A 24432-nucleotide genomic window follows, 5' to 3' on the forward strand; every position below is an offset into this window, starting at 1 on the left:
AGTCATTAAAGTTGTGGTGCAATCGTCTTCTTTAACCACTCGGTTAACATTTTGGTTTCATACATAAAAGGTTTATCATTTAAAGATTGGATCCCACCCATAAACCCCATATCCGACAGTTTTTCATCGCCCGCGATAATCACTTTATCGTTTTCCATGACTTGATAAGAAAAAGTCATACGTGGCGGATAAATGTCTTTGATAATGCGTAAATCATTGGCGGTCGCACCAAATGTTGGACGCATATCACCCGCAAGATCAACATCGGTAATGGTCATTTTAAGCTTTTGATTTTGCTTTAAAATCTTCGCGGCTTCTTTATTGATGTTTTCAGTTAAGGTCTCAAATAAGCGCTTCTCATAACGGGATTGGAGCTCCCCTGATGATTTTATATCGCGATAATCTTTAGGACTTTGCCAAATAATTTTAACCACACCATCTTCGGTGACGGGATCCACAGGCGCTTCATCGGCCGCCCAAGCCGCACTGCAACTTAATACACCTGCGAGTAAAAGGGACTGAATTTTCATATTTGCCTCCAAGGCCTAGATAACTTTCTGAGAACCACAGTACAAAATCTAACCTGAACTAGAGCTTAACGCAAAACTGATATAAGTACAGCAAATGTGTCGTAAGCTTTTGTATAATTAGGTAAATATTATTTAACTATCACAACCGATACGTATCTTTTTGTATCGAGATTGCACCAAGTAAGTGCATAGTTATCAATTTGTGAACATTTCACGCGCATAACGACAAAAAAAGCGTTATCCTTCCGCTATTGTTTACATTGCCCACTTAATAAAAAATGAAATTCCCTGTTGTACCTGTGTTCATTCTTATCCTGTTTACCTGCGTCGTGAGTGCGATTTGGTTTATCTCCCCGAGTGACAAAAATACTGGCCCTAAAACTTGGTCAGCCTTTATCTACAACCATGGCTATGATTCAGGAAAGTATAAAAAAACCGATAACTTTGACAGCTATAATACTTGCCGCGATTTTGCTCGCGAACAATCTGCCTTCTACGACAATGTGCCTTGGGAATGTGGATCTATGTGCCAGTTCGATACTCGTAAGCAAGGATTTCAATGCGAAGAAATGAAGAATGAGCACTAACTAACCATTCAGCATAGGTTCAATATTTATACAATAAACTCAGCTCCTCACAGTACAACTCGTTTTCTTTACCGTCTAAGGATGCACGATTTAGAACTAACGTGTTAAACGTAATTTTTAACTTGGAGCTTACCTATGAACCTAAAAACGGCTTATCTATTCAACCCATATTCACGAAAACTCGCTTTATTGGCACTGCTGACAATTGGAACGAGTATCAGCCTTTCAAGCCAAGCTGCACCATTGACCATCAGCCAGCAACAAGCTGTTACTGTTCATTTGAGTAAATTGGCTCAGGCGCAAAATGCGGCTGAACATCAAATGACAGAGCAGCTTAAGCAAGATTTTAGTCAACAATTAACCGCGCAAGAACATGAGTTTATGAGCGACATCTGCCCTAAATACGGCATGACCTTCGATGTCACTACCAACGCTTGCTTGCGCTCGTAAGGTATTGCCAAGACTAAAATGGAAAACGGGCACTCAGTTCAGGGTATTGCAGCTTTAAATCCTTGGGCTTAGTGCTAAATTTTTTACCTACGGGCGTCGCCTTGCCCGATGGCATAAAGGGCAGTTCCTCACCGGTTCTATCTTCGTATAATTGCCCTGCAATAAGATCGTATTCATCCACAAAGGGATAAGCATAGGCATCTCGCTCTGGCCAAGCGACTAAACGTGCTAGGGTGTCAGGCTGATTAACCACACCTTCGAAAATTTCTTTACCAAGCGAAATCAAAAAACACCTAAACTCGGCAAAAGCATATTCAGAATCACAACCAGTAATAATGTAAGCCGCCCCCCAAACAGACCACAGATAACTACGGCGCATCTGCTGACCAAAGATTTTATCGAAAGCTTTTAACTCTTCATTACTCAATTCGGCAAGTTTCTGCTTCAGTGCTTGAGTCAAAGACTCCTGTGATTGCGCCGCTTCCATTCGCGTGACTAAACCCCAAAACTCAACTTCTGTCATAAACGTCACCTATTAGAGCCTCTAGCAAAAAGGCATATTCTACACGATATTAAGGTTATACTGGACTCGGATTAGGGCATTTCCTACACTTGCTCATCTTCTTTGCTACTGGTGTGCACTTCAATCTATGCCTAAACGTCTTATACTACTGATCACGTTATATTGCCTCTTCAGCATTGCTGCACTTTGGCGTACTGTGATGACTCAATCCCTTGATGTATTCACCCTAGGCGTCCTCCCCGTACTCGTTGGCATACTCATACGAGCGCCGTGGTCTAGCTTAGTGTTGAAAATTTATATTGGCATGCAAACCTTAGGATTCTCGGCTCTGGGGATTACAGCAATTATTGCCTATCGCATTACCCCTGAGGATGTAAAAGTGGTTGTTTCTGGTCACAATATTCCTATGTTGCCACTCACAGTGAGCATTATTGTTATTTTACTCGTGCAGTATTGGATCGCATTTTCTAAGGTCACGAGACACTATTTGACCCGCCAAACTCAGTAATGGACTTTGTTGCTAAGCTGTTATCAACAGCGTAGCTTAGCGACCCAGTAAAATACTTACGACTTTTAACTTGAAGTAGACTATGAGCCATTTATCGCCCAGCGAACTTTCCATTCTTTTGGTAGAACCTTCAGAGACACAGCGTCGAATTATTATTCAGCGCTTACAACAAGAAGGCATTCTCAGCATTCAAACCGCAGAAAACATAGAAGCGGCTAAAGATATTATTGCTCGCCATAAACCTGACCTTATTGCGAGCGCCATGCATTTCGATGATGGCACTGCCATCGATCTCTTGGGCTACTTAAGGGCCAACGCTGACTGCAAAGATATCCAATTTATGCTGGTCTCGAGTGAGTGCCGCCGTGAGCAACTTGAAATATTCCGCCAATCGGGTGTAGTAGCGATTCTACCTAAACCCTTCAGTGCCGACCATTTAGGTACAGCATTGAATGCCACGATTGATTTACTCAGCCACGATGAACTCGACTTGAGTAATTTCGATGTACAAGATGTGCGTGTATTAGTGGTCGATGATAGCCGTATGGCAAGAAACGTCATTAAACGTACGATTGGTAACTTAGGGATGAAGCTAATTACCGAGGCCGAGGATGGCGCGCAAGCCATAGCGTTAATGAAACACAATATGTTCGACTTAGTGATCACTGATTACAATATGCCGAGTGTAGATGGGCTAGCTTTGACACAATTTATCCGCAATGAAAGCCAACAATCACACATTCCCATCTTGATGGTGTCTTCCGAAGCCAACGATACCCACCTCAGCAATGTGTCCCAAGCGGGTGTAAATGCCTTATGTGACAAACCCTTTGAACCCAAACTTGTTAAAAAATTACTCTATCAACTGTTAGAAGAATAAAACCAGAATAAAACTTAAGTCACGAACTGAGTAAATATTCTGCGCTTTACTGAACATCCTGCTGCACGCTAGACGCAAAAGGCTTTCCAAGTGCTAAACCTTATGGCATGTTAGGCACGCTTATTTCAAATAAATCTACGGAAAGAAGAGACAATAAAAATGAACAAAACTGAACTAATCGCCAAAATTGCGGAAAATGCCGATCTAACGAAAGTAGAAGCAGCACGCGCATTGAAGTCTTTTGAAGCAGCTATTACCGAATCAATGAAAAATGGTGACAAAATCTCCATCGTAGGCTTCGGTTCTTTTGAAACAGCGACTCGTGCCGCTCGCACTGGCCGTAACCCACAAACGGGTAAAGAAATTCAAATTGCTGAAGCGACAGTGCCTAAGTTTAAAGCGGGTAAAACCCTACGTGACAGCGTAAACTAAGTTATAAAATTCAATACAACGCCTCCATTGTGAGGCGTTTTTTTTGCCCAATTCCAGTGAAGCACTGAATATTTTTTGCACAACAAAAGTGCGCCTCTGCCCCACAAACTGGCAAATAAAAACATTTAATTAACATTGTGAATTCTAATACCTTGTTTTACATGGCATTGTAATAGTGGCATGTGATTAGCAAATCCTTCCTTAGAAAAAACCAAGATGCACTAATGAACACAGCTGACTTTGAGTGTGCCAATGGTGAATCGATAAATAAGTCAATCGAGGGGATAAGCATGAAGAAATCACTGTACAGCGTTTTGGCCTTATCGACGGGAATGTTACTGGCAGGCAACGCCTTTGCAGCCGTATCAGGCAACATTGGCGGTACCTCTAATTACCTATGGCGCGGTGCGACCCAAACTAAAGATGCGGTCGCAATCCAAGGTGGCCTTGACTACAGCCACGATTCTGGATTTTATGCGGGAACTTGGGCATCGAATGTGGATTTTGGTGATGATACTAGCTACGAGCTTGATCTATATGCGGGTTATGGCGGCAGTATTACCGAAGACATCAGCTACGACTTTGGCTATCTCTACTACGCCTATCCAGACGCACCGGGCAGTATTGATTTTGGTGAGCTCCATGCTGCTGTCACGTGGAAATGGCTCGAACTGGCTTACTCCCAAGTCATCAATGCCGGTGACGATCTGGCCGCCGATCCTTTAGATAATAAAGATCTCAGTTATCTTGCCGCGACGGTATCCGTTCCTCTCACTGAAAAGCTGAATTTATCAGTGCACTATGGTTACTCAAACGGTGATGTCGTCCAATCTTGGTTTGGCGAAGATAATTATGCCGACTATAACGTGACTCTCAGCGCAGATACCAGTATAGGCACAGTGTCATTTATGGTCTCTGATACCGATCTCACCGATGATGATGCCAAACTAGTACTCGGATATTCCTACAGTTTTGATCTATAAATTCTAAGCATAACAAAACGCCACCTTAAAAAGTGGCGTCGTTTTATCACCATCACCTATTAGGCAATAATTGACCGGTTTGTTTTACGGGCCGCAACCATTTTCTCGATATATTCAACAATGGGCTCAGTCACTGAAATCCCTGTTGTTTGCTCAATCCCTTCAATACCTGGCGCCGAATTAACCTCAAGGATCAGTGGACCACGGTTAGAACGTAAAATATCTACTCCCGCGACAACCAATCCCATCGCCTTCACAGCGGCAATAGCCATTTTACGCTCAACAGAGGTGATTTTTACCACCTCACCACAACCACCTAAATGCAGATTTGAGCGGAAATCTCCCTCGGGACCTTGACGCTTCATAGAAGCAACAACCTTGTCACCGACAACAAAACAACGAATATCACTACCATTGGATTCTTTAATGTATTCCTGTACTAAGATATTCGCTTTGAGCCCCAAAAATGCTTCAATCACGCTCTCAGCAGCCGTTTTAGTTTCAGCGAGTACGACGCCAATCCCTTGAGTGCCTTCGAGTAATTTAATGACTAACGGAGCGCCGCCCACCATATTGATGAGATCAGGGATATCATTTGGCTTATTGGCAAAACCCGTCACAGGCATGCCAATCCCTTTGCGGGAAAGTAGTTGCAGTGCCCGCAATTTGTCCCGCGAACGCGCAATGGAGATTGAATCATTCGCGGCATATACGCCCATCATTTCAAACTGACGAACAACGGCACAACCATAAAAAGTCACGCTAGCATGAATACGCGGAATGATGGCATCAAACCCAACTAATTCAGTACCTTCATAGTGAATGCTAGGTTTAATAGAATTAATATTCATGTAGCAATTCAGCGTATTGATCACGACCGCTTCATGTCCACGACTTTGGCAAGCCGCGACTAAGCGTTGTGTTGAATACAACTGGGGGAATTGGGATAAAATACCTATTTTCATTGCTGAGTGACCAACTTAAGCATGAGTGAATAAACCGTTCTGCGGCACCAAAAGCACAGCGACAGAAAAAGGGGCTGATATTTGTCTATTGCTCAGTGTAAAGCAAGAAAATATTCCTCACCAGACGAAATCATTATGCTAATGAAATACTTCAAGACCTATCACACTCGAAACTCGGTTTAAGTTAACAGCGGCAGAATATACTTAGCCTCAAACTCCGTTGCATCTAAGGGGCGAGAAAACAAATAACCTTGTAATACAGTACAATGGCGAGAAGTACAAAACTCAGCCTGCTCAATTGTTTCAACGCCCTCAGCTACTGATATGACATTAAACCCATGGGCGAAGTTAAGTAATGCAGCGAGCAAACGAGTGTCTTTATCATCCTTATCATAGGAAGCGACAAAGCTTTTATCGATTTTCAGCACGCTAATGGGAAATAATTTGATATGTTCTAAGGACGAAAAACCCGTCCCAAAATCATCGAGGGCAAAACGCACCCCTAACTCGGCGATTCTATCGAGCATTTTGGCATGTTCATGGGGATCTTCAATAAGGCAATTTTCAGTAATTTCAAGCTCTAATGCTACAGCAGGAAGTCCTGTCTTAGTCAGCGTACTCGCTATTTTATCAAACAGGTTCTCATTTCCAATTTGCGATGCAGACAGGTTAACGGCAATGGTGAATTCTCTCCCTGTCGGCTGTAATTGGGTTAGCCACACCTGTGCCTGAGTACAAGCTTGTTCAAGCACCCAATCATCAATGTCCTCCATTAATCCAATTTCTTCGGCTATGGGTAAAAATTGATCTGGGGCGATAATGCCATCTACAGGATGCTGCCATCGGATAAGGGCTTCCATCCCCACCAACTGATGGGTTTTCGCATTCACTTGCGCTTGATAATGAACCTTAAATTCATTTCTTTTTAAGGCAATACGCAAACTCGACTCGATATGATTACGGTAACGCACCTCTTTATCTAAAGCTTCTGAGTAGAACTGAATCTGGTTTCGGCCCATTTTTTTAGCGCGATACATGGCAATATCGGCACATTTCATCAGCTCAGAACTATTCGAAGCCGCTTCATTATAAAAAGCCACACCGATACTAGCACCAATAAGCACATCGTTATCACCGAGACAAAATACGTCCTCAAACACTTTGAGCAATCGATTAGCCACAATCATAGGGAAATATTTATAATCATTATCAGTGACTAACACGACAAATTCGTCCCCACCTAAACGGGCAATAATGTCGCCATCTCGTAGTACTTCACTTAATCGAGCGGCTACTTTAACTAAAAGAATATCCCCCGTCTGATGGCCTAGAGTGTCATTGATCGCTTTAAAATCATCTAAATCGAGCAAGATAACGGCTAAATAGTCGTGACAACGTTTGGCCCTTGCTATCGCTCGATTAAGACAAAGTTCAAAACCATAGCGATTAACCAGCTTAGTCAACGAATCGTGTTCAGCTAGCTCTTTTAGTTTTTGGTGACTATTACGTAACGCCAACGCCATTGAAGATCTTTGTTTCGCATAACGAATTGCACGGGTTAGTATCCGCGAGTTGACCTCATCTTTAAGCAAGAAGTCCTGCGCGCCTAGTTCAATACAGCGCTGAGCCAGTTTCTCATCTTCATAGCGACTCAGCATAACGACTACGGTCTGATCTTGCGTCATGGCATTGAGCTTGATCAACACTTCTAAGCCATTAGCATCGGGTAATAAATAATCCAATAGAATACCGTCAAAATGACGTTCTAATGCGAGATTTAAACCATCAAATGCACAATTTGCTTCGACCACATTAAAAGTCAACTTTGACTGTCTGAGTGCTCGGATGATCGCAGTTCTATCAACTTCATCATCATCGATCAGTAGTAAATCCATATACTCACCTTATGCGGATGGGAGCTCCACTATTCGCCAGTAACCTTCAAGCATATTAAAAATATTATTAAAACCGTCTTTCATATCAGTTTTAACCATGTAACCAGCCACATGATGGCTATAGGCTTTCATCCTATCTTCATCGGTACTCGACGTGGTGAGCATAAAAACGACAGACGAAGAAAGAGAAGGATCTGAACGTATTCGCTCAAGGAACTCAAACCCATTCATTCTTGGCATATTAAGATCCAGCAAAATAAGATACGGACCTTTGATCGTGTCTAAACTCGTTAGAATAGTTAATGCTTCGATCCCATCCCGAGCACGCACTAAGGGATTGAGTAACCTCAATTGTCTCATCGCCCGCTGCACGGCCATGTAATCCACGTCATCGTCATCAACCAATAAAATGGTGACCTGTTGATAGTGATTTTCTGCGCTCATAGAAGCTCCTTTTTCACTATTTTCTTAGGCCAACTAAAGCAAAAACAACAACCTCGGCCCTGCGATTTGAGCTGAATCTCTCCACCTAAACTTTCAACCGTTTTTCTCACAAGTGATAAGCCTAAACCACTTCCTTCAACTTCATCCCTTGGTTTAAGTGTTTGAAACATCTCGAAGACTTTTTCATGATATGAGCTTGATATCCCCGGACCATCATCTATCACACTGAATCGATACTGCTGATCAACCGCATCACATGAAACCGTAATCACACCTGTACCTAAGTCATGGTGTTTTATGGCGTTACTGATTAAATTTCGTATAACTAATTCCAGCAATGGTCTTACGGTATAAAAATTCGGAAATTCACCTTTTAGGACTAATTCAAATCCCTGTGGCGGCGCGACGAGCGCAAACATGTCTTCAACCAGTTGCCGACTTTTCACTTCAGTGGTTTCGGTATCGACACGACCAATCCGAGAAAACATCAATAGTCCATCGAGTAATAACACCATTCGATGAATACGACTTTGGATAAGCCCTAAGTATTTCTGTACATTTTCATTGGTGTTATCGACTAAATCCTCAGACAACCAAGAGGTTAGCTGCTCGATACCACGTAAGGGGGATTTCAAATCATGGGAAGCAATATAGGCAAACCTGTCTAATTCTTGATTGATACGCTCAAGCTCAAGCATATGTTCTGCACGCTGAACTTCAATGCGTTTACGTTCAGAGACATTGTTAATTGTCGCGAGAATAGAAATGCCATTACTAAAATGAATAGGCGTCAACCCCACTTCAATTGCGAGTCGACTGCCATCTTTGCAACAGCCAAACAGGTCATCCCGCATCGACATATTTTTCGCAATAGGCTGCACTAAATAGTTACTCATGTGCTGCTGATGAGCATCCCTTAGGGTTTCGGGCAATAACATATTGATGGAACGACCGAGTAACTCGTCTCTGGTATAGCCGAACAAACGTTCAGCATGGGTATTCACTAAAGTAATAAATCCAGATTTATCCACCATAAATAGCGCACTTGGAGAGGCTTCAATTACTAATCTAAAGCGTTTTTCGTTAGCAATTAACTCTGAAGTCAGTAAAGACTCCTTATATCGATTACGCGCCATAATTAACACTGAGTAAAACAATGCCAAAATAAAACCACAACCGATAAATTGGAGCCACATACCTTGGGTCTGTTCCGCTCTCGAGATAAAACGCGATTGTGATGAAATGTCTAAGCGCCACAACTGCCCTCCAACTAAGTCAGTCTGTGAGTGATAAAACACATCCTGCTCATTCGGGGCCACTTTGCTGCTGGTAAACATTAGACTGTCAGCGCTTGCCTGCGGACTTTCATAAATGGCAAGTTTCAAGCCTGAGAATCGCTCCCCCATAATCCCTTGCATGAGGTCATCCATCCTAAACGCTGCATACACAAGTCCAAACACGTGCTGTTTACGCTCAGCCTCTGTTGTTGTGGTGCCTTGATAAAGCGGTAAATACATTAAAAAGCCCGCTTTCGCATCATCAGAAGTATCTTGAACTAATACGACTTTGCCAGAAACTGTCGGCAGTCCAGTGGTAATAGCGCGAGTGATGGCTTTATATCGATTAGACTCGGAGCACATGTCATAACCCAAGGCTCTTTGATTACGCCAATCAAAGGGTTCTAAGTACACAATCACGCAATACTGATCACGCGTTCCTTCTGGGTAAACTTTATAGTCTTTAAAACCTTCAGCTTGAACTTGTTGGATGTGCGCACTTAATGCTTCAGGTTGAAGTAACTGAGCATAGCCAAAACCTTGAAAACCTGGGTAATACTCAGATAAATGAGCATTGATGACATAAGTTTGCCATTCCTGACGTGTCACATTACTCGAGGATAATAATAAGCCAACGCCACCACGTAAGACTTGCTCATAGGCAAGCATTCTGCGATTCACGGCTTCTGTTAATTCTTGAACGCTATTTTCGAAACGCTCTTCACCTCTATCCCTAAGATAGTGCTCAAGCACATACCAAGAGATCCCCATGAAAAGTAAGGCAGCCACTATCATCAGCCAGCTAGAGCTCAGCACGCTAAAGTAGATATTATTAGATGGGGGGAGTGATTTAGAAAACTGATCCTTGTCCATGTAAGCCAATTCCCTAGCAAACGATTAACAACAAACACAGGTACAAGTGTTGTTGTAATTATGACTAAATTCAAGTTTATCCTACTATTTAACTCGGAATTAACGCGAATATATCTATGACGATACCGTGCTCTTAATCACAAAATAAGCAAAAACTAAATTAATCAAATATTCAATTGCAGTCTAGTGCCTACGCAAAACAGCGGTAAGCTGAATCATCCGACTCACGGGAAGAATTTTTCACCCTAACTCACAAAATTATTTGCTTTTCTACCATACTCTTTTTAGTTAGAAAGTCGTTAGGAACAACAAGAGGAATTCGTTATGGCTCATATTACTGAAGTCGTGCCCAACGATACTGAACTTGAGGCAATGACCACACCAAGAAACAGCAAAGCCGCCGAGGCAATGCAGCATAGACGCGAAGTCAAAAAGCGTTTAGAAGACTACCTCGAGCGGGCGGAGTTAAAACGTGCATTAGGAGATGACGATTTTTTCTAGCCAATTCTATCTCGCTATCTAGTGGTCAAAATGATGGGATGATGATCTCAGTCGGTGATCATTTGTTTCGAACTCACTGAGTTTTGGCCCACTAAAATCGAATATCTCACCCAGCCAATAATGCTGGGTGTGACTCTGCTTTAGCTCACTAACCTCCAGATTTAAAATCGCGTCATCACAGTCATTTTTACCACTCTTGTCGGCTTGAGTTTTGATTAACAAGCATTCAGCCTTAACACACTCAAATAACTCATCGCTGTCATGCTTTGCTCCAATCAATCTATTTCTATATCAAGAACAAAGCAGCTTTAATGTCATATCAATAAAATATTATTAAACAGATGGTTACTTATTTATGTCCCATAGACATAGCGCTAGAATTGTAACAAGTGCACCAAAATGATTCACAAAATCGATAACAGCTAATTTATTTAATCGGTATATTTCTCAGCTAGCCTGCGAATCAATATGAATAAATGAGGTTTAAGGCTATGATTAGCCACATCTCTCTCGCTGAAATTACCTGCAGGATATACGGGAATGTCTGAGTCGTTAGCCCAATATCAACAAGATCTACGCCGTTTTTCCGATGAATTAATTCGCATTCAAACGCCAATAAAAATCTTAGATGCCATTAAATGGCCGCGGGAAATGGAAGAGCGTTTTCTATCCAATAAGGGCACGGTACTTCCGGCTATCAAGCAAGAGTTCTATCAAAACATTGCTTTACCTTTTGATCCTGTTAAAACCCAAGCTGAGCTAGCCTCCCTAAAGCAGGACATCCATAGACGTTTGGGTAAACGAGACAAACTCGGCAAAATATTAGTGGCAAACGTCGATCAGTATCGCCTTGTCATCGATATGTTGGGGAACAGAGGCACGCCAACCTTTGGTAAGCTCAGCCAAGAATTGTACGGCAGTGCTAGCCATAAACTGCATGGCGATCGCCATACCTTGCGCCAGTTAGGCGATAAACTCAGCTACATTTTCTCGCTGCCCGCGGCGAGGCACATGAATAAACACCACCCTAAAATTATTAGCGCGCCAGAAGCGGTTAACGTGCTCAGCCAACGTTTAGAAAAGTACTTTCATAGCGATGATATGCGTGTACGCCTTAGTGACGGTATCGTCTCTGACGCTGCAGTCGGTGGCGACACTGTTAAGCTCAATAGCAAAGCAATGTTCAGCGAATCGGATCTTAATGTATATGAAGTTCACGAAGGTTGGGTGCATGTCGGCACAACGCTAAACGGCCGAGCTCAACCCCACGCCACTTGGCTCAGTGTCGGTTCTCCGCGCGTAGCAGCAACCCAAGAAGGTCTAGCCGTTTTACTGGAAATGCTGACGCTAAGCTCAAATCCAGGACGGGCTCGGCGAATTAGTGACCGTGTTGCCGCGGTCGATATGGCTGAAAATGGTGCTGACTTTATAGAGGTATTCAATTATTTCAGAGGATTGAATCTAAGTGCGACAGACAGTTACCGTGTCACTCAAAGGGTTTTCCGTGGGGGCATGGTGGAAGGCGGCAGTTTCTTCACTAAGGATATTTCCTATGTGCGTGGTTATGTGGAAAACATTAACTTTATCCGCAGCGCCATCACCTCAGGCCTTCCTGAACTCATCCCTATGCTATTCCTCGGTAAATTGGCGATCGAAGATATCCCCGTGTTATACCAAGCTTGCCAAGAGGGCATTCTGACTACGCCTAAATATCTACCGCCTATGTTTGATAACTTTAGTGGCCTTTATGCTTGGTTTGGTTTTGCATCAGGTTTAGCAGGAATCGATTTGAAAGGTGTACAGCGCCATTTCACTCGCTTATTTAAAGACGTACCGAATGTCGTCCCGACCTTTGAGTTACTCGATGATACTGAATTTGACAACAACTCTGACTAATACAGTAACCTGCTTGATTTAAAATAAAAAAGCTCACAACTATGTGAGCTTTTTTATAAAACTAAACGCTAATCTTCGATAGAAAAACCTTCACCATTACATTCAAAATACAACTCATCGCGAGCTCGCTTTGCCACACGTGTAGAAGATAATGGCATTTCCACCCAACTTTTGAACTTGCACTTTCAAATCTTTTAAGGCTTCCACACTAACTGCGGCAGCGCATTTAAATCCAATCGGTCACCCTGAGTCGCGATTGCTATAGCCTTTGGTTTAGTCTGAGGATCTTGGTTAATCACATCGACTAATCCATGCTGCGCCTCGGGTTCTCCATGGACTAAAATTAACGGCGGCTGGCCTTCAAAATGGTGATACCAACGTAATAACTCTGCTTGATCCGCATGGGCTGAAAGTCCACCCACTGTGTGTAACTTAGCCGCGACTTTAATGCTGTTACCATGAATAGACAGTTCTTCAGCGCCATCGACGAGGGCGCGCCCTGGTGTTCCAAGCGCTTGATAACCACAAATAATCACATCACATTCTGGACGCCATAGATTATGCTCTAAGTGGCTACGAATACGACCACCGTTACACATGCCACTCCCCGCAATAATGATCAATCCCTTATGCACGTCGTTCAGCGCTATCGACTCTTCGGTCGTTTGGATAAATTCGACATTTGACAACAGCGGATGCTGCCCAGGATGTTGGCGGGTAAAGCGTTTAAAGTCCTCATCCATCAGCGGATAATTATTAACGTAAACGCGGGTCGCCTCAATTGCCATCGGACTATCTAGGCAGATTTTCCAACGGCCGAGATCCCATTCTTTAGCATATAAATGAAATAGATATAATAACTCCTGTGCTCGTCCAACCGAAAAAGCAGGGAGCAATATATTGCCTTGGCTCTCGTTGACTGTCTTAGCAAAAATGGCTTTCAATTCGGCTAAGGTATCCGTCCAACTGCGGTGAAAACGATTGCCATAGGTGCTTTCCATTAAGACTAAATCTGCCGTATCCACTAAGGTAGGATTACGTAAAATCGGCATACCTGCACGGCCAAGATCGCCACTGAAGACGATTTTCTTCTGGGATTTGCCCTCACCTAACCACAACTCGACTAAGGCGGAACCTAAAATATGCCCTGCATCTGAGAGGCAAATATCCACATGGGGAATAACGCGAGTCACTTGACCATATTCCAATGGTACAAATTGAGTTATCGCGAGTTCAGCATCTTCAACGGTGAATAGCGGTTCTAGGGGTTCAAGATCATGTTTAGCACGCTTTTTATTGACTCTTTCGGTATCGCGGGTCTGCAGCATAGCCGCATCTTTGAGCATGATAGCGCACAGCTCTGCCGTGGCTTTATGGGTGTAGATAGGCCCATCAAAACCCGCTTTGACTAAGAGTGGTAAACGCCCAGAATGATCGATATGGGCATGGCTAAGCACGACAGCAGAAATAGACTCAGGATCAAATGCGAAGGGATCATGATTACGCAACTCATCAGATTTACCGCCTTGGATCAAACCACAGTCGAGCAATAAGTGTTCATGATCAACCGAGAGTAAATGACACGAACCTGTCACTTCCTCTGTCGCCCCTAAAAACTGCAATGTCATTCGCATGGTGTCCCTCCAAGGTGTTTATCTCATATAAAGATAGACTATGCCCTTATTCCTAAAACAAAAAGGATTAATTAGTCACGTGCGAGCAATGTCAACTTTAGCTGTAATGCTTAGTCATCAATAACCTAACAATGGGTACAACTGACCTTGACGTACCGTTTTGCCAGCGTTAGCAATAGTGCCATCGCGCAGCCATTGTTCGAGCAAGATCTGCAAAGGCTGTTTGACTTCTGCCGCCGTCATTCCAGCGCTAATACTTGGGCTATAGAGTAATTTAAGCAAAATGAAATCGAGTCCGGTAAGTAAGTCCTGCGGGGTTTTGTCGTTAAAAATGGAGGGAAATACTTTCTCTGAATCATTGGGTAAACCAAGCACTTGGGTAATCTCTTCCACTACGCAAGCCACTAACTTACCGTGCATTTTGGCTTGATCTACAGGAATAATAATCCAAGCACGTTCAATCTCTTGCCGTGAATTGAGAGCAAACTTTGCCATACACACAGAGCCATGGACATTTTTCGCCGAGCTAGGTCCCATTAAGCGCATCACCTCACTTGCCCATAGGGATTGACGGGTAAACACTAAGTGCAGATTCGCCTCTGAGAGCGTATCGACCCGTTGAATATCGAGGCCGGTGATCTGGCCTAAGTGTGTTAAGTGCATCAACACTAATTGAGTGTGCAGCGCCTTATCACCCACTTGATGCTCAATAAACACTCGTACCGGTATGCGCCACTTACGCACGCTATGTTTAGCAAGGTCATACTCATTTTGTAGGGCGACTTCACTAAATGCTTGGGTGATATAAGCGGAGTTTTTCCAATCCGTAGCGGGCGTTAATACTTGGGTTAATTCGGGAGATGTTTGAGCAGCAAACAAAGGCAAAGCGAATAAACTTAGCGTTAGAAAAAGCCCTAAACGAAACAGACGTGCAGTAAAAAATAACCAACTGTAGAAACGTGTTAATACCCTAAGCCACTTTTGCATTGGCACTCATCCCGCAACTTGACGAGGTCACTGAATCAAAATCATAGCAGTGATACTGATAAAAGAAGTCGAAATCTGCAAACAACCTGATACAACATAGACTCAATAAACTCGCCCAGATAATGCAATGCCGACTAAACCGTTGCCAATAAAACCCCATAATAAAATTACTACACAAAGCATCAATACATTGTTTTTAAAAACATTATATTTAATATCATTAATCGTATACTGATGATATTACACCACCATTGCCAAGGATTCAGGATGACAATGGTGTGCATTTTTAGCTTAAGCGCTTTCTAACGAGCATAATCCGTGCAACTATTCAGCGAGCTCTAGTCCCTTAACCACCCCTCAACTTCATCGCGCGTCGGTACTGAGCCGCTATGTATGAGCTCACCATCGATCACTACCGCTGGGGTTTTCATCACTTTAAATTTCAATAGGCTTTGAGGATCTGTGTCCTTTTTTACAATAACATCCACACCCATTTCTTCTGATATGTCCGCAATCATCTCAGCGGTTTTGCTACATTTAGCGCAACCACTGCCTAAGACTTTGACTTGTTTCATGTTACTTCCTTAACGAACTGTGCTGCAAAATTAAAAATTTCAACCTACTGTCATACTCGCAGCCACATATAGCAAGGTAAATTTCCAGCCAAGCAAACTCATAGACAAGAGTATGGCAACATCTATAGCTCAATTCAGGCCACAATAATATAACTGCATTATTAGTTGCATTGCATTGATTGCTATTAATTTCTATATATAAATATAAACAAATATTTATAAACCATCTGTTATAAACACTACCAAAAAACTAAAAAAGTACAGCCTAGTTTTTCATAAAATCACAATACTTTAGTTAATTTCACAACTCACAAAAAATAATCTTGATAACACAACAAATATTAATACAACCTAAATTAGATGTTTGGTGAATATAGCTAAAACAATCAATATTTTACTTGATTATTATTTAGGTATTTCCCCGTCATCATTTATCCACACATCTCGTGACGCATATCACTTATTACAACATTTAAGATTGATCCTACATCACTAAACACTAGTATCTGCTATGTTGCGGCTGCGACACGATTTATCAACATATTATAACAATACGGAAACCTCCCTATGACCTGGACCCAAACATACACGCCACTCGGTAGCTTGTGGCTAACCGCAATGGTTGCTTTACTGCCTATTGTGTTTTTCTTCCTAGCCTTAACTGTGTTAAAACTTAAAGGCTATATCGCTGGGGCATTAACCTTATTAATTGCCTTAGCAGTCGCGATACTCGCCTACAAAATGCCTATTAGTATCGCGCTTGCTTCTGCTATATATGGTTTTAGTTATGGGCTATGGCCAATTGCTTGGATTATTATTACCGCAGTATTTTTATATAAAATCACCGTTAAAACAGGTCAATTTGAGGTTATTCGCTCGTCAGTCATCTCAGTCACGGAAGATCAACGATTACAAATGCTATTGGTTGGCTTTTCATTTGGAGCCTTCCTCGAAGGTGCTGCTGGATTTGGTGCACCTGTTGCTATTACAGCTGCGTTACTTGTCGGGCTTGGATTCAATCCATTGTATGCAGCAGGACTTTGTTTAATCGCAAACACGGCACCCGTCGCCTTTGGAGCTATGGGTATCCCAATTATCGTAGCAGGTCAGGTTTCATCACTAGACCCATTCCATATTGGACAACTCGCTGGCCGTCAGTTGCCAATTTTATCGATTATTGTCCCCTTCTGGCTCATCGCAATGATGGATGGCATCAGGGGAATACGTCAAACTTGGCCCGCAACATTAGTAGCAGGCGTTTCATTTGCGATCACCCAATTTTTGACCTCAAACTTTATCGGCCCCGAATTACCCGATATTACTTCGGCGTTAGTCAGTCTAATTTGTTTAACGTTATTTTTAAAAGTCTGGCAACCAAAAGAAATATTCACTTTCTCAGGCATGAAACAAAGAGTTACTACCCCTAAATCTACTTTTTCTAATAGCCAGATATTTAAAGCATGGTCTCCCTTTATTATTCTCACGGCAATTGTAACCCTGTGGAGTCTTAAAGATGTACAACTGGCATTAAGTTTTGCCACTATCAGTATTGAAGTACCTTACTTGCATAATCTCGTTATCAAAAGTGCACCTATTGTCGCTAAGGAAACCCCTTATGCAGCAATATATAAACTTAATTTATTAGGCGCTGTTGGAACAGCCATTTTAATCGCAGCAATGATCTCAATTGTGGTCCTTAAAATGTCAGTAAGTAATGCACTGACATCCTTTAAAGACACTTTAATTGAATTAAAATTCCCGATATTGTCAATTGGATTAGTATTAGCATTTGCCTTTGTTGCAAACTATTCAGGTCTATCTTCAACCTTAGCACTCGTGCTCGCAGGCACTGGCGTGGCATTCCCCTTCTTCTCACCATTCTTAGGTTGGTTAGGTGTGTTTTTAACAGGTTCAGACACCTCGTCAAATGCCCTATTTGGCGCGCTGCAAGCCAATACAGCAAACCAAATCGGTGTAACACCGGAGTTATTAGTCGCCGCAAACACTACGGGAGGAGTAACGGGCAAAATGATTTCGCCACAATCTATTGCCGTTGCTTGCGCTGCAACGGGATTGGCGGGTAAAGAATCAGATCTTTTCCGCTTTACGCTAAAGCACAGTCTATTTTTCTGTACTTTCATTGGCGTGATCACAGTACTCCAAGCATACGTAGTCCCTTGGACATTAGTGTTTTTCACTAAATAAAGCGATATCTAAGATATATTAAAAGCCGAGTGATAAACCACTCGGCTTTTTAGATTGAAATGGATATAAAACTCACTCTGCGATGAAGTTAAAATGAGTTTAATTAAGTAAAGTAGCAAGGCAGCTTTATTAATCCCAGTGAAGTCATACAATCAAGGTCCTGATTGTCATTCTTGTCGTAGATAACTACTCGGTACATTGATGATAAATGCAACTTAAGCCAGCAACTTCGCCTTATCCTTACCTAATACGCCTTTTAGCACTAAAGAGTTAAAGTGCAATGGTTCCAGCTGCGGCCATTAGTCACTTGCAGTATCAATGGGATCCATTCGGATAGAGATCTAAATACTGGCTCGATAGTGTTAATCAACACTGCAAGCTCCTAATCGTTTATCTTATGGCTAAACAATCACTTGATGATAGGTTTCCACATGGTATGACTCGACTAATTCGGGCATAACTTGATGGAAATAGTGTTGAATTGCATCTTTAGCGCAGTGCTCATCAAAGGCGGCAATATCGACAAACTTCTCTACAAACGTCACACGGCGTGGTTCATCACGGCTCACATTGAGCTCGTAACGAATACAACCCGCTTCGCGGCGCGTATCAGGAATAAGGCTCGCGAGCGCAGCTATTAGTGCTTCGGTTTTGCCCTCTTTAGCCAGAAAACTCGCCACGCAGGCAATTTGCTGTTGATTGATTCTATAGTCCGTTGAAGTCGACATCTCAGTTCCTTATTGGCTTAATGTTGAATGTTTATATGCCAAGCTTTTGTTGATCGCTTATGTTGATAATTGATGTAGATAACTCATATTGATAGCCGCTTATGCTGATTGATAGCGCATATCCAAATGGGGAATACCATCTTCTAAGTACATCTCAGAGCAGGCGACAAAGCCGAGTTTTTGATAGAAAGCTTTGAGGTAATCTTGGGCGCCAATTTGGATCCCCGCATCGGGCCAAGTCGTCAGTGCCGATTCGATGGCGTGCTGCATTAAAGGCATGGCGAGCCCTTTGCCTCGCCCCGCTGGCGATACCACCACACGGCCGATACTCGCCTCTGGATAACTCAACCCCGGCGGTAAAATACGCGCGTAGGCAAGCAGTTCCCCGTCTGACGATAAGCCGATCAAATGCTGGGTTTCTGGATGCCTATCCTTATCGTCAAGCTCTGGATACGCACAGGCCTGCTCTACCACAAACACATCGACTCTTAGCTTCAATATGTCATATAGCCTATTGGCATTTAATTGATTAAATGTAAGATTTTGCCACTGCAAACGATATCCCTCTGCAAATCATCGAAAAAGAGCTTTGAGTCTACCACAGCATAAAGACCATAAAAAAGCGCCTTAATCCGTGAGGACTAAGGCGCAAAACTGTTGCGCAAACCAATAGATCTGGGGAAATCTATGGCAACAACAGGATAACGAAAAACGTTATTACTCAACCATGGCATCGTGGGCCACAGGCCCTGTCGGTTTACGGATCAGCAGCACAGCGAACACAGCGATAAGTAGCAGAGCGCCCATGATGTAAAACACATCGTTATAGGCCTGAATATAGGCTTGCTGACTCATGGTTTTGCCCAGCAAGGCTTTCGCCTGCGCGGCGGCGGTATAGGGATCTGAACCTCCCGCCTGCAACATACTTGCGCTTTGGGCTAAATAGTCCTGTGCTTGCGTGCTCACTGCGGGTAAAGATTCCTTAATATGAGCCAAATGCCCGCGCGACAAAGTGTCAGTCAGGGTCGCGACCAGCGCGATACCAAAAGCACCACCTAAGTTACGCATCACGTTTAATACCGTCGATGCCGAGGCATTTTCATGGGGTTTTAAATGCATAGTAGCAAGCATACCAATTGGCACCAGAATAAAAGGCTGACCTAATGCCCGCACTACTTGCGAGGCGATCATCTGCGGTCCGGCATAATCTGCGGTCATCTGGCTATTCATGTAATAGCTAATGGCGAACATTAAAAAGCCAAAGGCAGCGAGATAACGACTATCGAAGCGCTCCATCAATTTCGGCACTAAGGGCAAGACCAATAGCTGCGGAAATCCCATCCACATAATCACACCACCAATTTCTAACGGTGTGTAATCATGGACTTGTGATAGATAAAGCGGGATCAAATAAATAGCGCCGAATAGTGCCATGCCCAGTAAAAAATACGCCACGGTAGAGAGCACAAAATCACGCTTACCGAGCAGGCGCAAATTCACTAACGGCTCTTTACGCCTTAACTGGATCCAAACAAATAACACCAGATTCACGACGGCAATAATGGCCAGATTACGAATGAGCTCCGAGCCAAACCAGTCCTTGCGGTTACCTTCTTCGAGCACCACTTCAAGGCAACCCATACCCAGCGCCATAGTGACTATGCCCGCCAGATCGACATTCTTCAGCTTATCCCAAACGACCGACTGCTTCTCTAAACCGTAGGCCAACATGGCCATCACCAACAAACCCGGTGGCACATTGATATAAAACAGATAATGCCAGCTAAATTGCTCGGTCAACCAACCGCCTAAGGTCGGGCCGATTGAAGGCGCAAAAGTCGCCGTCACGCCAAATAACGCCATGCCGACGGCACGTTTGTTATCGGGTAAAAACTCAAGAATAAGCCTAAAGGCTAACGGAATAAGCGCACCACCAAAAAAGCCCTGTAGCGCCCGAAAGGCGATCATGGCCTCTAAGTTCCACGCGATTGAGCAAAGCACAGAAGCAAAGATAAAAGCAGCCGTGGTCCATAACAGATAACGCCTGACCGACAATCCCGTGCTGAGCCAGCCAGAGAGCGGGATCGCGATCATCTCAGCAACCAGATACGCGGTTGAAATCCAACTGCCTTCTTCGAGCGTTGCCCCAAGGCTGCCTTGAATCTCCTTCATCGATGCATTAGTGATTTGAATATCGAGGATCGCCATAAAGGCGCCGATCAAACCACCAAATACCGCAATCCATGAACGGCGACTGCCACGCTCATAATCGGTAGGCTTTCTAGGTACACTGATGCCCTGCGCCTCCATATCGGCAGACGCAGTGATAGAGCCAGTTGCGCTCATACTAACGACCTGTATTTGCAGCGATTGCCAATATTGCAGTACCCGACGCCGTATCCACTTTCACGACCGCACTTAAGCCCGGTAGCATGTGTGCTTCTTCCTCAGACAAATCTAAGCGAATACGCACGGGAATACGCTGCACGATTTTAGTGAAATTACCTGTGGCGTTTTCCGCAGGCAGTAGACTGAATTTGGCTCCGGACGCCGGTGACAGACTATCGATAACACCTATAAAGGTTTTGTCGGGAAACGCATCGAGACTGACCTGCACCGACTGTCCTGGTTGCATATGTTGGATCTGGGTCTCTTTAAAGTTCGCCGTGATCCACACAGCCCCATCCGGAACCAAACTGTAGAGTGCTTGGCCGGGCTGCACGTACTGCCCCACCATAGCGCCACGTTTACCAATCACCCCAGAAAAAGGTGCGGTCACACGGGTATCATTTAACTGAATTTTCGCCAGTTCTAAAGTCGCATTGGCCTGCTCTACTACTGAACCCGCCTGATCTAATTGGGCATTAAAAACCGCTAACTCACGTTGCTTTGCCACTAACACGGCTTGAGCTTCATCGAGACGGGCGGCGGCAGAATCAAATCCTGCTTGCAGTTGATCGACATCATCTTGGGAGCTGTAATTACTGACTTTAAGCTTTTTTGAACGGCTCAATTGTTGTTGTGCCCGTATTTTATCGGCCTTTGCCGCCACCACGCCTGCGCTGGCTTGAGTGATTAACGCCCGTTGCAACTCCACCTTTGCAGCTAAGGTTTGCAAGTCCGCCTTCGCACTCGCCTGTGAGGCTTCGGCTTGACTCACTTTGGCACTAAACTGGTTATCTTCTAGCTGAGCTAATAACTCACCCTTTTGCACATGCTGGTTATCGGTTACATCGCTTAACACAACGTAGCCGGGTACTTTCACGCTGATATGGGAAATATCGGCCTCAACATAAGCGTTATCAGTGGTTTCGATAAAACGTACCTGTGTCCACCAGTAATAACCGCCTCCCGCAACTGCAGCGAGTAACAGTGGAACGGCGATAATGAGTTTACTTTTGGACATGAATGACTCCTTGATTAGTGATATCTAGTGTACTACTGTCTCACTAAGTTTATTAGTCAGTAAAAAATCAACCCACTGTTTCACAGGTGTAACAATGATGGATCTCAATCGCGTGCAAATTTTCGCTCAAGTGGTCGAGCAAGGCAGCTTTACTGGCGCAGCTAAAGCCCTTGGGCTCACTAAGGCAACCGTCAGTCGCAAGATAGCCGAGCTCGAAGCCGATACCGGCACACAACTGCTTTTTCGCACCACGAGAGCCCTAAAACTCACCGAAGCAGGATCGAGTTATTACAACAGGATCAATAAGATCCTCAGCGATCTGCAGAGCGCCGAAAATCAGCTCAGCGCCCAACAGCAATTGATTAAAGGCAATCTAAAAATTGTCTGCCCAATTGAATTAGGCCAATTGTTTTTAGGGCCGATTTTCGCGCAGTTTTTAACGCTTTATCCCGAAATCACCATAGAGGCTGAACTCACCAATCGAAAGGTTGATGTAATAGAAGAAGGCATAGATCTGTTATTTCAAATTGCCGATTCGGGTGACACTCGCCTGCAAAGCTATGCCTTAGTCAACGCCCATAAATCGCTAATGGCAAGCCCAGCTTATTTAGCTGCCCATGGAACACCCAAAGTGCCACAGGACTTAGCCAAACATAAAGCGATTCGCTTGCAGTCGGCGCATATCGAAGGTGCGTGGAAATTATTCGATGGTAAAACTTGGATTGTCGCCGAGCCCAAGACTCAACTGACGGTAAACAATGTCACCCTCGCTCGCGAGGCCGCCATTGCGGGGCTTGGGATCACAGCGGTGCCGTCCATCATAGCCCAAGTCGCATTAGAAAAAGGCGATTTAATCCCGCTACTAGATGACTATCCAATGGTGCAAACTAAGGTAGTGCTTAGCTATCCACAGCGGGCGTATCTACCGCGAAAATACCGCGTCTTTATCGAATTCATCTATAGCTCCCTATTTAAACGTTGGGGATCGCAAGTCTTAGAAGTCCCTGATTTTATCGGCCATGCCGATCTAGATGAATAAATCGAACACCCAAAACAGTAACAATTGTTACTTTGTAAAGTGTAAATCATTGCTTTGAGGATAAATCCTCTATGTCAGAATTGCCTTAATCCATAAGCCCCTATAAGCTTGGCAAGGTAACAGGCTGCAAAAGACCTTAGGTTTTCCTGATACAGTTTGCACAATAAAATTTAACATTTAATCTCAATTTTGGAGGAAACCTAATGAGCTTAATTAAAGAGTTCAAGGCTTTTGCGTCCCGTGGCAATGTGATCGACATGGCCGTTGGTATCATCATAGGTGCCGCATTCGGCAAAATCGTCTCGTCCTTCGTGGCCGATGTCATCATGCCACCGATTGGTATCATCCTAGGTGGTGTGAATTTTAGTGATTTGAGCATAGTGCTACAAGCAGCTCAAAGCGATGCGCCTTCTGTGGTCATTGCCTATGGCAAATTCATTCAAACTATTATCGACTTTACGATTATCGCCTTCGCCATTTTTATGGGTTTAAAAGCCATTAACACCCTAAAACGCAAGGAAGAAGATGCGCCTAAAGCGCCACCAGCACCGACCAAAGAAGAAGAGTTGCTGTCTGAAATCCGCGATCTATTGAAAGCTCAACAAGAAAAATAATCTCAAACTTAAGTGTCACGCATAAAAAACCCATCTCTAGAGATGGGTTTTGTTTTTACATCAGCGAGATAAGTGATTACTCAGCTTCAACATGCACAGTTTCACTGTAATCTTGCACGACTTCTGCCACCCGAATGCGATAAGAGTTAAACAAACAAGGCACTATACCCGTTTGCTCGGCAATACTGTGGGCCATCTGATTGCGCCATTGGGTAATAGAGGCTTGGTCCTCCCAGAACGACAGGCTCAGTACTTTGCCATCGTCGGTTAAGCTCTGAAAACGTTCGATCGAGATCAGCCCCGTACGACCTTCTAAATATTGGCGCATTTCAGCCGCCACGTGCAGATACTCTTCCTTCCCTTCCTTTGTCGGGATGACTTCAAAAATTACCGCGATCATAATGTTCTCCAGAAATGAATGTCCTTAATGTCGACTCTAAGACTAGCCCATCTATCACTCTTTAGCTCACTGATTTTTAGAGTTTTAGTCAATGTGATAA

25 protein-coding genes are annotated in these 24432 nt (G+C 43.7%); 11 read left to right on the plus strand and 14 right to left on the minus strand.

Features of this window, described 5'->3' with window-relative positions; translation table 11 throughout:
- Positions 1 to 5 precede the first annotated feature (5 nt).
- A complete protein-coding gene (locus tag L5M28_RS06510) occupies positions 6 to 530 on the minus strand; it encodes a DUF3016 domain-containing protein (protein ID WP_263202804.1) in 525 nt (174 codons plus the stop codon).
- 278 nt (positions 531 to 808) lie between these two features.
- Between L5M28_RS06510 and L5M28_RS06515 the strand changes: the two genes are divergently transcribed.
- Together L5M28_RS06515 and L5M28_RS06520 are read left to right on the plus strand one after the other, a co-directional pair.
- Positions 809 to 1117, plus strand: coding sequence for a hypothetical protein (locus L5M28_RS06515; RefSeq protein ID WP_105250308.1), 309 nt, complete (start codon positions 809 to 811; stop codon positions 1115 to 1117).
- 135 nt (positions 1118 to 1252) lie between these two features.
- On the plus strand, positions 1253 to 1567 hold the full coding sequence (locus tag L5M28_RS06520; protein ID WP_263202806.1) for a hypothetical protein: 315 nt from the start codon (positions 1253 to 1255) through the stop codon (positions 1565 to 1567).
- A gap of 13 nt (positions 1568 to 1580) precedes the next feature.
- Here the strand turns inward: L5M28_RS06520 and L5M28_RS06525 are convergent, their stop codons facing one another.
- A complete protein-coding gene (locus L5M28_RS06525) occupies positions 1581 to 2090 on the minus strand; it encodes a DUF4240 domain-containing protein (protein ID WP_212599624.1) in 510 nt (169 codons plus the stop codon).
- A 127-nt stretch (positions 2091 to 2217) separates the two neighbouring features.
- Between L5M28_RS06525 and L5M28_RS06530 the strand changes: the two genes are divergently transcribed.
- From L5M28_RS06530 to L5M28_RS06545, 4 genes are all read left to right on the plus strand, one after another.
- Positions 2218 to 2598, plus strand: coding sequence for a hypothetical protein (locus L5M28_RS06530; RefSeq protein WP_105250311.1), 381 nt, complete (start codon positions 2218 to 2220; stop codon positions 2596 to 2598).
- Between the two features lie 82 nt (positions 2599 to 2680).
- Entirely contained in the window at positions 2681 to 3478 is a 798-nt protein-coding gene (locus L5M28_RS06535) for a response regulator (protein ID WP_105250312.1), read from the plus strand.
- A gap of 159 nt (positions 3479 to 3637) precedes the next feature.
- On the plus strand, positions 3638 to 3910 hold the full coding sequence (locus tag L5M28_RS06540; protein ID WP_006079990.1) for an HU family DNA-binding protein: 273 nt from the start codon (positions 3638 to 3640) through the stop codon (positions 3908 to 3910).
- A 290-nt stretch (positions 3911 to 4200) separates the two neighbouring features.
- Positions 4201 to 4893 carry a TorF family putative porin gene (locus L5M28_RS06545; RefSeq protein ID WP_263171819.1) on the plus strand — a complete coding sequence of 231 codons (693 nt, stop codon included), beginning with the start codon at positions 4201 to 4203 and terminating at the stop codon, positions 4891 to 4893.
- A 59-nt stretch (positions 4894 to 4952) separates the two neighbouring features.
- On the opposite strand, the gene rimK is transcribed toward L5M28_RS06545, so the two are convergent.
- The 4 genes from rimK to L5M28_RS06565 form a co-directional block, all read right to left on the minus strand.
- Positions 4953 to 5858: a 30S ribosomal protein S6--L-glutamate ligase gene (rimK, locus tag L5M28_RS06550; protein WP_113939182.1), complete on the minus strand. Its 906-nt coding sequence runs from the start codon at positions 5856 to 5858 to the stop codon at positions 4953 to 4955.
- A 179-nt stretch (positions 5859 to 6037) separates the two neighbouring features.
- A complete protein-coding gene (locus L5M28_RS06555; protein WP_263195918.1) occupies positions 6038 to 7753 on the minus strand; it encodes a putative bifunctional diguanylate cyclase/phosphodiesterase in 1716 nt (571 codons plus the stop codon).
- Between the two features lie 9 nt (positions 7754 to 7762).
- Positions 7763 to 8197 (minus strand): response regulator, encoded by a 435-nt coding sequence (locus tag L5M28_RS06560; RefSeq protein WP_263195917.1) that lies wholly within the window; start codon positions 8195 to 8197, stop codon positions 7763 to 7765.
- Positions 8194 to 10347: a CHASE domain-containing protein gene (locus L5M28_RS06565; RefSeq protein ID WP_263195916.1), complete on the minus strand. Its 2154-nt coding sequence runs from the start codon at positions 10345 to 10347 to the stop codon at positions 8194 to 8196. The genes L5M28_RS06560 and L5M28_RS06565 overlap by 4 nt, the downstream gene beginning before the upstream one ends.
- Before the next feature lie 324 nt (positions 10348 to 10671).
- Between L5M28_RS06565 and L5M28_RS06570 the strand changes: the two genes are divergently transcribed.
- Positions 10672 to 10848 carry a PA3496 family putative envelope integrity protein gene (locus tag L5M28_RS06570; protein WP_006079984.1) on the plus strand — a complete coding sequence of 59 codons (177 nt, stop codon included), beginning with the start codon at positions 10672 to 10674 and terminating at the stop codon, positions 10846 to 10848.
- A gap of 540 nt (positions 10849 to 11388) precedes the next feature.
- The gene (locus L5M28_RS06575; RefSeq protein ID WP_105250320.1) at positions 11389 to 12744 is read left to right on the plus strand and encodes a flavohemoglobin expression-modulating QEGLA motif protein; all 1356 of its coding nucleotides are present in this window, start codon (positions 11389 to 11391) and stop codon (positions 12742 to 12744) included.
- 194 nt (positions 12745 to 12938) lie between these two features.
- Here the strand turns inward: L5M28_RS06575 and L5M28_RS06580 are convergent, their stop codons facing one another.
- From L5M28_RS06580 to L5M28_RS06590, 3 genes are all read right to left on the minus strand, one after another.
- The gene (locus tag L5M28_RS06580) at positions 12939 to 14378 is read right to left on the minus strand and encodes an MBL fold metallo-hydrolase RNA specificity domain-containing protein (RefSeq protein ID WP_105250321.1); all 1440 of its coding nucleotides are present in this window, start codon (positions 14376 to 14378) and stop codon (positions 12939 to 12941) included.
- A gap of 117 nt (positions 14379 to 14495) precedes the next feature.
- Positions 14496 to 15365 carry a DUF2927 domain-containing protein gene (locus L5M28_RS06585; protein WP_263145450.1) on the minus strand — a complete coding sequence of 290 codons (870 nt, stop codon included), beginning with the start codon at positions 15363 to 15365 and terminating at the stop codon, positions 14496 to 14498.
- A 338-nt stretch (positions 15366 to 15703) separates the two neighbouring features.
- Positions 15704 to 15940, minus strand: a complete 237-nt coding sequence (locus tag L5M28_RS06590) for a thioredoxin family protein (RefSeq protein ID WP_028761824.1) — start codon at positions 15938 to 15940, stop codon at positions 15704 to 15706.
- Between the two features lie 567 nt (positions 15941 to 16507).
- Here L5M28_RS06590 and L5M28_RS06595 point away from each other — a divergent pair.
- The gene (locus tag L5M28_RS06595; protein ID WP_113939189.1) at positions 16508 to 18145 is read left to right on the plus strand and encodes a lactate permease LctP family transporter; all 1638 of its coding nucleotides are present in this window, start codon (positions 16508 to 16510) and stop codon (positions 18143 to 18145) included.
- A 401-nt stretch (positions 18146 to 18546) separates the two neighbouring features.
- Here the strand turns inward: L5M28_RS06595 and L5M28_RS06605 are convergent, their stop codons facing one another.
- From L5M28_RS06605 to L5M28_RS06620, 4 genes are all read right to left on the minus strand, one after another.
- Positions 18547 to 18873 (minus strand): putative quinol monooxygenase, encoded by a 327-nt coding sequence (locus tag L5M28_RS06605; RefSeq protein WP_113939190.1) that lies wholly within the window; start codon positions 18871 to 18873, stop codon positions 18547 to 18549.
- Between the two features lie 99 nt (positions 18874 to 18972).
- On the minus strand, positions 18973 to 19428 hold the full coding sequence (locus L5M28_RS06610) for a GNAT family N-acetyltransferase (protein WP_263202808.1): 456 nt from the start codon (positions 19426 to 19428) through the stop codon (positions 18973 to 18975).
- A 162-nt stretch (positions 19429 to 19590) separates the two neighbouring features.
- Positions 19591 to 21219 (minus strand): DHA2 family efflux MFS transporter permease subunit, encoded by a 1629-nt coding sequence (locus L5M28_RS06615; RefSeq protein WP_263202810.1) that lies wholly within the window; start codon positions 21217 to 21219, stop codon positions 19591 to 19593.
- 1 nt (position 21220) lies between these two features.
- Positions 21221 to 22279: an HlyD family secretion protein gene (locus L5M28_RS06620; protein ID WP_263202811.1), complete on the minus strand. Its 1059-nt coding sequence runs from the start codon at positions 22277 to 22279 to the stop codon at positions 21221 to 21223.
- A 94-nt stretch (positions 22280 to 22373) separates the two neighbouring features.
- Here L5M28_RS06620 and L5M28_RS06625 point away from each other — a divergent pair, with 94 nt between their 5' ends.
- Both L5M28_RS06625 and mscL read left to right on the plus strand, forming a co-directional pair.
- On the plus strand, positions 22374 to 23318 hold the full coding sequence (locus L5M28_RS06625; protein WP_168827308.1) for a LysR family transcriptional regulator: 945 nt from the start codon (positions 22374 to 22376) through the stop codon (positions 23316 to 23318).
- A 203-nt stretch (positions 23319 to 23521) separates the two neighbouring features.
- The gene (gene mscL / locus L5M28_RS06630; protein ID WP_263202813.1) at positions 23522 to 23932 is read left to right on the plus strand and encodes a large-conductance mechanosensitive channel protein MscL; all 411 of its coding nucleotides are present in this window, start codon (positions 23522 to 23524) and stop codon (positions 23930 to 23932) included.
- Between the two features lie 76 nt (positions 23933 to 24008).
- On the opposite strand, the gene L5M28_RS06635 is transcribed toward mscL, so the two are convergent.
- Complete coding sequence (locus L5M28_RS06635) at positions 24009 to 24332, minus strand: antibiotic biosynthesis monooxygenase family protein (protein WP_113939195.1); 324 nt, start codon at positions 24330 to 24332, stop codon at positions 24009 to 24011.
- Positions 24333 to 24432 lie beyond the last annotated feature (100 nt).

Source organism: Shewanella sp. SW32, assembly GCF_025653365.1.
Lineage (GTDB): Bacteria > Pseudomonadota > Gammaproteobacteria > Enterobacterales > Shewanellaceae > Shewanella > Shewanella oncorhynchi.